The organism is Pseudomonas sp. 05N434 (assembly GCF_056396965.1).
In genome coordinates this window covers 1-8,081 of record NZ_JBFTMK010000195.1, presented here as the reverse complement: position 1 = coordinate 8,081, position 8,081 = coordinate 1, and the positions used below count along the sequence as shown (strand labels likewise).

The 8,081-nt window shown below is 61.6% G+C and carries 9 protein-coding genes and 1 pseudogene; 5 read left to right on the top strand and 5 right to left on the bottom strand.

The annotated features are described in order from the left end of the window. The 3 genes from AC1DLB_RS14275 to AC1DLB_RS14265 all read right to left on the bottom strand — a co-directional run. The coding region (locus AC1DLB_RS14275) for an amidase (protein ID WP_477785161.1) at nucleotides 1-273 on the bottom strand (273 nt) is incomplete at its 3' end. After that, nucleotides 270-1,364 (bottom strand): serine hydrolase domain-containing protein, encoded by a 1,095-nt coding sequence (locus tag AC1DLB_RS14270; protein WP_477785160.1) that lies wholly within the window; start codon nucleotides 1,362-1,364, stop codon nucleotides 270-272. The genes AC1DLB_RS14275 and AC1DLB_RS14270, both read right to left, overlap by 4 nt. Before the next feature lie 65 nt (nucleotides 1,365-1,429). Next, entirely contained in the window at nucleotides 1,430-2,317 is an 888-nt protein-coding gene (locus AC1DLB_RS14265; RefSeq protein WP_086944804.1) for an acyl-CoA dehydrogenase middle domain-containing protein, read from the bottom strand. A 154-nt stretch (nucleotides 2,318-2,471) separates the two neighbouring features. On the opposite strand from AC1DLB_RS14265, the gene olsB reads away from it, so the two are divergent. Both olsB and AC1DLB_RS14255 read left to right on the top strand, forming a co-directional pair. Then, nucleotides 2,472-3,227, top strand: a complete 756-nt coding sequence (gene olsB, locus AC1DLB_RS14260) for an L-ornithine N(alpha)-acyltransferase (protein ID WP_019580897.1) — start codon at nucleotides 2,472-2,474, stop codon at nucleotides 3,225-3,227. After that, nucleotides 3,227-4,018, top strand: a complete 792-nt coding sequence (locus AC1DLB_RS14255; protein ID WP_477785159.1) for a lysophospholipid acyltransferase family protein — start codon at nucleotides 3,227-3,229, stop codon at nucleotides 4,016-4,018. The genes olsB and AC1DLB_RS14255 overlap by 1 nt, the downstream gene beginning before the upstream one ends. 45 nt (nucleotides 4,019-4,063) lie before the next feature. On the opposite strand, the gene AC1DLB_RS14250 is transcribed toward AC1DLB_RS14255, so the two are convergent. Next, the gene (locus AC1DLB_RS14250; RefSeq protein ID WP_477785158.1) at nucleotides 4,064-4,642 is read right to left on the bottom strand and encodes an acyl carrier protein phosphodiesterase; all 579 of its coding nucleotides are present in this window, start codon (nucleotides 4,640-4,642) and stop codon (nucleotides 4,064-4,066) included. 155 nt (nucleotides 4,643-4,797) lie between these two features. Between AC1DLB_RS14250 and AC1DLB_RS14245 the strand changes: the two genes are divergently transcribed. From AC1DLB_RS14245 to AC1DLB_RS14235, 3 genes are read left to right on the top strand one after another with little or no spacing between them, the layout of a single operon-like run. Beyond that, nucleotides 4,798-5,100 (top strand): ArsR/SmtB family transcription factor, encoded by a 303-nt coding sequence (locus AC1DLB_RS14245; RefSeq protein WP_018926857.1) that lies wholly within the window; start codon nucleotides 4,798-4,800, stop codon nucleotides 5,098-5,100. Between the two features lie 34 nt (nucleotides 5,101-5,134). After that, nucleotides 5,135-6,301 (top strand): MFS transporter, encoded by a 1,167-nt coding sequence (locus AC1DLB_RS14240; protein ID WP_018926858.1) that lies wholly within the window; start codon nucleotides 5,135-5,137, stop codon nucleotides 6,299-6,301. Between the two features lie 21 nt (nucleotides 6,302-6,322). Beyond that, nucleotides 6,323-7,372, top strand: coding sequence for an alkene reductase (locus AC1DLB_RS14235; protein ID WP_018926859.1), 1,050 nt, complete (start codon nucleotides 6,323-6,325; stop codon nucleotides 7,370-7,372). 300 nt (nucleotides 7,373-7,672) lie between these two features. On the opposite strand, the pseudogene emhR reads toward AC1DLB_RS14235, so the two are convergent. After that, nucleotides 7,673-8,081 (bottom strand): annotated as a pseudogene (gene emhR, locus AC1DLB_RS14230) (efflux system transcriptional repressor EmhR); the annotation flags it as partial.

Sequence of the window (8,081 nt, the reverse complement as noted above, 5' to 3'; positions counted from 1 at the left end):
CCCCAATCCGCCGACCGTTACCCGCTTGCTCGCGGCATCATCGACGAAACCGCTGGTGGGTAAATACTGCTTCACATAACCCTGGCAATACGCCGCCGGATTGTTCATCACATACCGGCACGAGCAGTATTCCTTGGCGGTGTAAGCACTGATGATGTCGGGAAAAGCCCACAGCGCCACGCGTTCCTGCCAGACCCAGCCGAGCACGGCGATCAGCAGCACCAGCAACAGCGTGCTGAACGGCCGACGGCGAATGAAACTGCGACGGCTCATGGCTGCACCTTCATGGCAAACGCCTTGAGCGCGAGTTTGAGCAGTTCGTTATGCCGGTAACTTCCATCGCGATCATCGCCGTAGCGGACGATCACCAGCTTTTCGCTGGGAATCACATACATCGCCTGGCCCCAATGGCCCAGCGCGGCGAAGGTGTCGACGGGCGCATCGGGCCAGGGTTGTGCTGCACCGTCCACCGCTCGATTGRGCCACCAATGCCCGCCAGGCACCGCTTCATCCTGGTTGGCTCGGTAGCGGGCGAACGGCTCACGGCTGAAGTCGACCCACGCCTTGGGCAGCAGCTGCCGCTCGCGCCAGCGACCGTCGCGCGCCATCAACAGGCCGACCCGTGCCAGGTCCCGGGCGGTGAGGTAGGCATAGGACGATGCGACAAATGTCCCCGTGGCATCCGCCTCCCAAACCGCGCCGCGAATGCCCAAGGGTTCGAACAATGCGGTCCACGGATAATCCGGATATCGGGCCGGGCCAACAATGGCTTTCAACGCGGCGGAAAGCAGATTGCTGTCGCCGCTGGAGTAGCGGAAGGCCTGACCGGGCCTGGCGTACGCGTCATGGTCGGCGGTAAACGCAGCCATGTCGCGATGACCTCGGGTGTAGAGCATCGCTACCACCGAGGACTTCAACGGTGCGTACTCATAGTCTTCCTGCCAATCCAGGCCCGAGGCCCAATGCAGCAAGTCGGCCATGGTCATGGCGGGGTGTTTTTCCAGCGCTGGATAGAACTGCACCGCCGGGTCCTGCAATTTGAACAGACCTTCGCCATAGGCCACGCCGAGCACCGTGGCCATCAGGCTTTTGCTGATCGACCAGGTCAGGTGCGGGGTGTCGGCACGGGTCGGGCCGGCGTAGCGCTCGTAGACGAGTTGGCCGTCATGGATCACCAGCAAGGCATCGGTGCGGATGCCCTCGCGGGTGGTGTCGTTGCAGAGTGGGAAAGCGTAGTTTTCCAGGGCTTGAACGGCCGGACCGGTGACTGTCGGGCCGGGCAACCATTGCTCGGCCGGCCAGTTTTCGGCCTGGGCCGTGAAGCTGAACAGCAGGATGGAAATCAGCGACAAGCCTTTGAACATGGAGGACGCTCGGAGGATGAACCTGCTGAGCCTAGTCGAGGTTGATGACAGTTTTGGGAGGCCCGTCACCCTAACGAAGATCCCGCCAACGCCTTGGCCAACCGCTTGCCCCGCGCCCCTGCCGCCAGATCCATCACGGCCTGATCGCGCTGCCACATCGCCGCCCACTGCGGCGGGCCGTCGGTCATGGCCTGATTCACTTCAGCCTTGAGCCCGTCGAACTGTGCAAACAAACCACCCAGCAACACATGCCCGGCCGGATTGTTCGGCGCCTGGCGGCTGACTTCCGCGCACCCGGCCAGCAGCGCCAGCAAACGCAGTTGCAAGGTGTGCGGCCAGTCGTTGTCCTGGCCGATGCCGAACAGCCACGCGGTCATCGCACTCAGCACATAAATGTCTTCCAGGGTACGGAACGGTTTGACGTAAGCATCCCAGCCATCCCCCGCCAGCAATTCGCACAGCGCGTTGTCGAGAAACAGCCGACCGTGGCTGATCTCGGGCATCAACGGCAACGGCGCGAGTTTCTCCAGACGCACGCCTGGTTCGCCGGGGTAAACCACCGCCAGACTCAGGCGCGGATCGCTGCCAGGCTCTTCGCTGCGAGCGGCGACCAGCAGCCAGTCGGCGGCATCGCCGGCGGTGACGAAATCCTTGCGTCCGCTCAGACGCAGATCCCGCAGCCGGGTCTGCATGTCCGCCACCCGCAAGCTGCGTTGCTCGGTCGCGCACAACGCACCGAGGCTCAGCGGCGCGCTCGGCCAGAGCATGCGCAGCGCCGCTTGATACCCCACCAGAAACGCCAACCCCGGAGTCGCCATCAGGCGTCCGCCGTTCACCGCCAATTCGAACGGGGTGACCGTGCCCAAGCGGTGCAACAAGGTCGCGAAGCCTTCGCCAAGGTCGGGGTCGGCGGGCAGGCGATCGCTGCGGTTCAACAGGGTTTGCCAGGGCATAAGAGGCTCCTTGTGGGCTGTCATATAAGCATCACCAAAGCTTCATGGCGATGACACCGGGGCTACATAGCCTGACTTTGCACAACACGGCTGCATAAAGAAAGTCGATCGGCTGCAACCCAAGACGGGTGGCCAGCCCGTACGGAGATTCGCAATGACTCAGATCGCCCGCATCAGCGACACCGGCAATGAACGCCGCCTGCAAGCCGAACGCCTGGTGGGCGCCGAGGCACTGCAGGAAGCCCAGGCCTTGCGCTTCAACGTGTTCAGCGGCGAATTCAACGCCAGGCTGAAAGGCGCGGAATTGGGTCTGGACATGGATGACTATGATGTTCACTGCGCCCACATCGGCGTACGTGACTTGAACACCGGGCGCCTGGTGGCGACCACTCGTTTGCTCGACCACACGGCCGCCAGCAGCCTGGGAAAGTTCTACAGCGAAGAAGAATTCAGCCTGCATGGCCTGGTTCATCTGAAAGGCCCGATCCTGGAAATCGGTCGCACCTGCGTCGACCCGGCCTACCGCAACGGCGGCACCATCGCCGTGCTCTGGGGTGAACTGGCCGAAGTGCTGAACCAGGGCGGCTACAGCTATCTGATGGGTTGCGCGAGCATTCCGATGCAGGACGGCGGCATCCAGGCCCACGCGATCATGCAACGCCTGCGCGAACGTTACCTGTGCACCGAACACCTGCGGGCCGAGCCGAAGAAGCCATTGCCGACGCTGGACATTCCATCGAACGTCATCGCCGAAATGCCGCCGCTGCTCAAGGCCTACATGCGCCTGGGCGCAAAAATCTGCGGCGAGCCGTGCTGGGACGAAGACTTCCAGGTGGCCGACGTGTTCATCCTGCTCAAGCGCGACGAGCTCTGCCCGCGTTACGCCAAGCACTTCAAGGCGGCTGTGTAATGAGCCGCTTGCGGGTGTACGCGCGAATTGCGCGAGTGCTGATGGTGGTGGCGCTGGGCTTGACCATGGCCAGTGTGTTCGGCGCGTTCGAACGACTGRGGATTGCCCATTCGATGGTCCGTCGCCAGCGCTGGTCGCGGTTTTTCATGGCGCGGCTGAGCAATGCCCTGCCCTTTCATGTCACCGTCCATGGTCAATTGCCGAAGGCGCCGATGCTCTGGGTCAGCAACCATGTGTCCTGGACCGACATTCCGCTGCTGGGCATGCTCACGCCGCTGTCGTTCCTGTCCAAGGCTGAAGTGCGCACCTGGCCGGTGGCGGGCTGGTTGGCGGCCAAGGCTGGCAGCCTGTTCATTCGCCGTGGTTCAGGCGACAGTCAGTTGATCCGCAAACAGATGACTCGCCATCTGGAACAGGAACACCCGCTGCTGATGTTCCCGGAAGGCACCACCACCGATGGGCGTTCGCTGCGCACGTTTCATGGTCGTTTGCTGTCAGCGGCGATCGATTCCGAAGTGGCGCTGCAACCGGTGGCGATTCGTTATCTGCGCAACGGCGAGCTGGATACCCTGGCACCGTTCATTGGCGATGATGATTTGCTGTCACACCTGATGCGCTTGTTCGCCAATGATCGGGGTGAGGTGGAGATTCACCTGCTCAAGCCGATCGCTTGCGAAGGTCGCGAGCGTGCGGCACTGGCGTTCGAAGCGCAACAGGCGGTGCAGAAGGCGTTGTTTGGGGCGATTCCGGAACCCCGGCAAGTCCCGATTCGCCCCGCCATCGCCGCTTAAACACACTTTTCTGTGGGAGCGGGCTTGCTCTCTCCCACAGTGGTTTTATGTCGCCGRCTGACTCTGCACAAAATCCTGAAGCTGCGGATAGAACAACCGAAAATCCTCGCTCAACGGTTCATACAACCACCGCAACTCTTGCATCGCTGCGGCCAGCTCCTCGGGCCGCGTCAGCCTGCGTGAAATCCCCCGCAGTACCTGCTCCAGCACTTCGAATTCCTGATAAGCCCCCAACCAGTCATTGGCCACCATGTGCGGCGCAATCTTCGCCAGGCGCTCCGGCAACTGCGGCTCGGCCAGCAGCACCCGGTAAACATCCGAGGTGAACTGCGTAAGCGGACGGTCGGCGTACAGCGCCCAGTCCCGCGCCAGGCAATGGTCGAAAAACACATCGAGCACGATCCCGGCGTAACGCCTGCGCGTGATGGAAAACCGTGACAACGAGACATCCACCAACGGATGACGGTCGGTGAAGACATCGATGCTGCGATGCAACTGGATGGCCGCTTCGATCTCCGGATCGAACTGCCCCTGCAGCCGTCCCTTGACGAAGTCGCCATACAGACTGCCGAGCATTTGACCGGGGCGTTGGCCACCGAGGTGCAGATGTGCGAGATAGTTCATGGGCGCAGCTTAGCACTGCCTCACCAATATCGTTATAACCCGATATACCGATTTACGCAGTCATCAGACCGAAATCATATTGGTATATCGCGAAATACCGATTTAAAGTTCGCCCCATCGCGATATAACGTTTTACTCATCACGAGCCCCAAGCCATGAACCTCGACCTCGACGAAATAATAAAAGCCCTGGCACACCCGGTACGGCGAGAAATCCTGCACTGGCTCAAAGACCCGGCCGTCGAATTTCCCGACCAGACCCACAGCAACGAGCACGGCGTCTGCGCCGGGCAGATCGATCAACGTTGCGGTTTGTCGCAGTCCACGGTGTCCGCACACCTGGCGACCCTGCAACGCGCCGGCCTGATCAGCAGCCGCAAAGTCGGCCAGTGGCATTTTTTCAAACGCAACGAGGAAACCATCCAGGAATTCCTCCGCACCTTCAGCAAAGAGCTCTGACCCTTTACGTCAGTACGCCGATAAGGAATCAACCATGCCCCTCTCGCTACTCATTCTGGCCTTGAGCGCCTTCGCCATCGGCACCACCGAGTTCGTCATCATGGGCTTGCTGCCCGATGTGGCGGCGGACCTCGGCGTGTCGATCCCCGGCGCCGGCTGGCTGGTGACCGGTTACGCCCTGGGCGTGGCCATCGGCGCGCCGTTCATGGCACTGGCCACCGCCAGGCTGCCGCGCAAGGCCGCATTGGTAGCGTTGATGGGGATTTTCATCATCGGCAACCTGCTCTGCGCCCTGGCCAGTGACTACAACGTCCTGATGTTTGCCCGTGTGGTCACCGCCTTGTGCCATGGCGCGTTCTTCGGCATCGGTTCGGTGGTGGCGGCAGGCCTGGTGCCGGCCAACAAACGTGCGTCGGCCGTGGCCCTGATGTTCACCGGCCTGACCCTGGCCAACGTCCTCGGCGTACCGCTGGGCACCGCGCTCGGCCAGGAAGCCGGCTGGCGTTCGACCTTCTGGGCAGTGACCGTGATTGGTGTGATTGCGCTGATCGGTTTGATCCGCTTTCTGCCGGCCAAGCGCGATGAAGAGAAACTCGACATGCGCGCCGAACTGCGCGCCCTCAAGGGGGCCGGTATCTGGTTATCCCTGAGCATGACCGCCTTGTTCGCCGCGTCGGTCTTCACCTTGTTCACCTATGTCGCGCCGCTGTTGGGCGAAGTCACTGGTGTTTCCCCGCGTGGCGTGACCTGGACCCTGGTGCTCATCGGCCTGGGCCTGACAGTCGGCAACATCATCGGCGGCAAGCTGGCTGACAAAGGCATGGCGGCGACGCTGATCGGCGTGTTCATCACCATGGCGGTGGTCTCCACCGTGCTGACCTGGACCAGCGTGGCCCTGATCCCGACCGAAATCACCCTGTTCCTCTGGGCCACCGCGTGCTTTGCCGCCGTGCCGGCACTGCAAGTCAACGTGGTGACCTTCGGCAAGGCTGCACCGAACCTGGTGTCGACCCTGAACATCGGCGCCTTCAACGTCGGCAACGCACTCGGTGCCTGGGTCGGCGGCAGCGTCATCGCCCACGGCTTCGGCCTGACCCGCGTGCCACTCGCGGCAGCCGCACTGGCGGTGCTCGCCCTGCTGGTGACCCTGATTACTTTCCGTCAGAGCGGCGATGCCGAGCTGGCCCCCGCTACCCATTAATCGCTAAAAGAGAGCTATTAAATGACGACAATTTTCGATCCGATCAAACTGGGCGACCTCGAGTTGGCCAACCGCATCATCATGGCACCGTTGACCCGCTGCCGCGCCGACGAAGGCCGTGTGCCGAACGCGCTGATGGCCGAGTATTACGTGCAGCGCGCCTCTGCCGGCCTGATCCTCAGCGAAGCCACGTCGGTTACGCCGATGGGCGTCGGATACCCGGACACTCCCGGCATCTGGTCCAACGACCAGGTGCGCGGCTGGAGCAACGTGACCAAAGCGATCCACGGCGCGGGCGGCAAAATCTTCCTGCAACTGTGGCACGTGGGTCGGGTTTCCCACCCTTCGTACCTGAACGGCGAAGCACCGGTCGCACCGAGTGCCATCCAGCCTAAAGGCCATGTCAGCCTGGTTCGTCCATTGGCCGACTACCCAACTCCGCGCGCCCTGGAAACCGCTGAAATCGCCGACATCGTCGACGCTTACCGCGTGGGGGCCGAGAATGCCAAGGCCGCCGGTTTCGACGGCGTGGAAATCCACGGTGCCAACGGTTACCTGCTCGACCAGTTCCTGCAAAGCAGCACCAACCAGCGCACCGACAACTACGGTGGCTCCCTGGAAAACCGTGCGCGCCTGTTGCTGGAAGTGACTGACGCCGTGATCGAAGTCTGGGGCGCTGGCCGCGTCGGCATGCACCTGGCACCGCGCGCCGACTCCCATGACATGGGCGACGACAACCTGTCCGAGACCTTCACCTACGTCGCTCGCGAACTGGGAAAACGCGGCATCGCGTTCATCTGCTCGCGCGAAAAAGAAGGCGCCGACAGCCTCGGCCCGCAATTGAAAGAAGCCTTCGGCGGCCCGTACATCGCCAACGAACGCTTCACCAAGGACAGCGCCAACGAGTGGCTGGCCAGCGGCAAGGCCGACGCGGTGGCGTTTGGTGTGCCGTTCATCGCCAACCCGGACCTGCCAGCGCGCTTGAAGGCCGATGCACCGCTGAACGAGCCGCGTCCTGAACTGTTCTACGGCAAGGGCCCGGTCGGTTATATCGACTATCCGACGCTGTAAGCCTCGACCGTTGAAATGCAAAAGCCCCGACTCGAAAGAGCCGGGGCTTTTGCGTAAGGAAGATCAAAGGTCACTGAGGCAAATGCGATGCCTTTGGTCGGCTATTCGGCGCCCTTGTAGCCGGGGCGTTCACACTCATTCACATACTCGACACAAAATCCCTACAAAATACGTAGCTCGCTACCTATCAACCTGGCGAACGTACGTATATAAAAGCATCCCATTGCAAAAAAGCGCGCGAAGCAGGGACATTCCCCGCGTCATGCCTTGACAAAAACGGATCCAATTACGCATTTTGTTTCAATTGCGCAGGCTGGGACTCAAGCGCAGCATATCCAAACCTGTGTCGACCCAACGCTCGGCTTCGATGTGCAGTTGAAAACTGTCGGGAGCCAACAGCCACTGATACAGGATGCCATCGATGTAGGCATGCAAGCTGATGGCCGCGCGGGCAGCGTCGAGGTTTTCCGGTAACTGCCCGCGATTCACCGCATTACTCAGGGCCAGCGCGATTCGCACATTGCAATCGAGGCTGACCGTTCGGCGCTGCTGGCGCAGGTCGCACATTTCATCGGTGAATTCGCACTTATGAAACAGAATCTCGTTGATGCGTCGGGTTTTCGGGTCCATGGCAACTTGATGAAACAAATGAATCAGCAGTTTGCGCATGCAGCCCAGCGGGTCGAGTTCGTCTTGGCTTTCACTGGCC

Coding starts and splice junctions, on each gene's coding strand:
- AC1DLB_RS14265 (WP_086944804.1), bottom strand. CDS start 2,317: ATGCCCTGGCAAACCCTGTTGAACCGCAGCGATCGCCTGCCCGCCGAC.
- olsB (WP_019580897.1), top strand. CDS start 2,472: ATGACTCAGATCGCCCGCATCAGCGACACCGGCAATGAACGCCGCCTG.
- AC1DLB_RS14245 (WP_018926857.1), top strand. CDS start 4,798: ATGAACCTCGACCTCGACGAAATAATAAAAGCCCTGGCACACCCGGTA.
- AC1DLB_RS14240 (WP_018926858.1), top strand. CDS start 5,135: ATGCCCCTCTCGCTACTCATTCTGGCCTTGAGCGCCTTCGCCATCGGC.
- AC1DLB_RS14235 (WP_018926859.1), top strand. CDS start 6,323: ATGACGACAATTTTCGATCCGATCAAACTGGGCGACCTCGAGTTGGCC.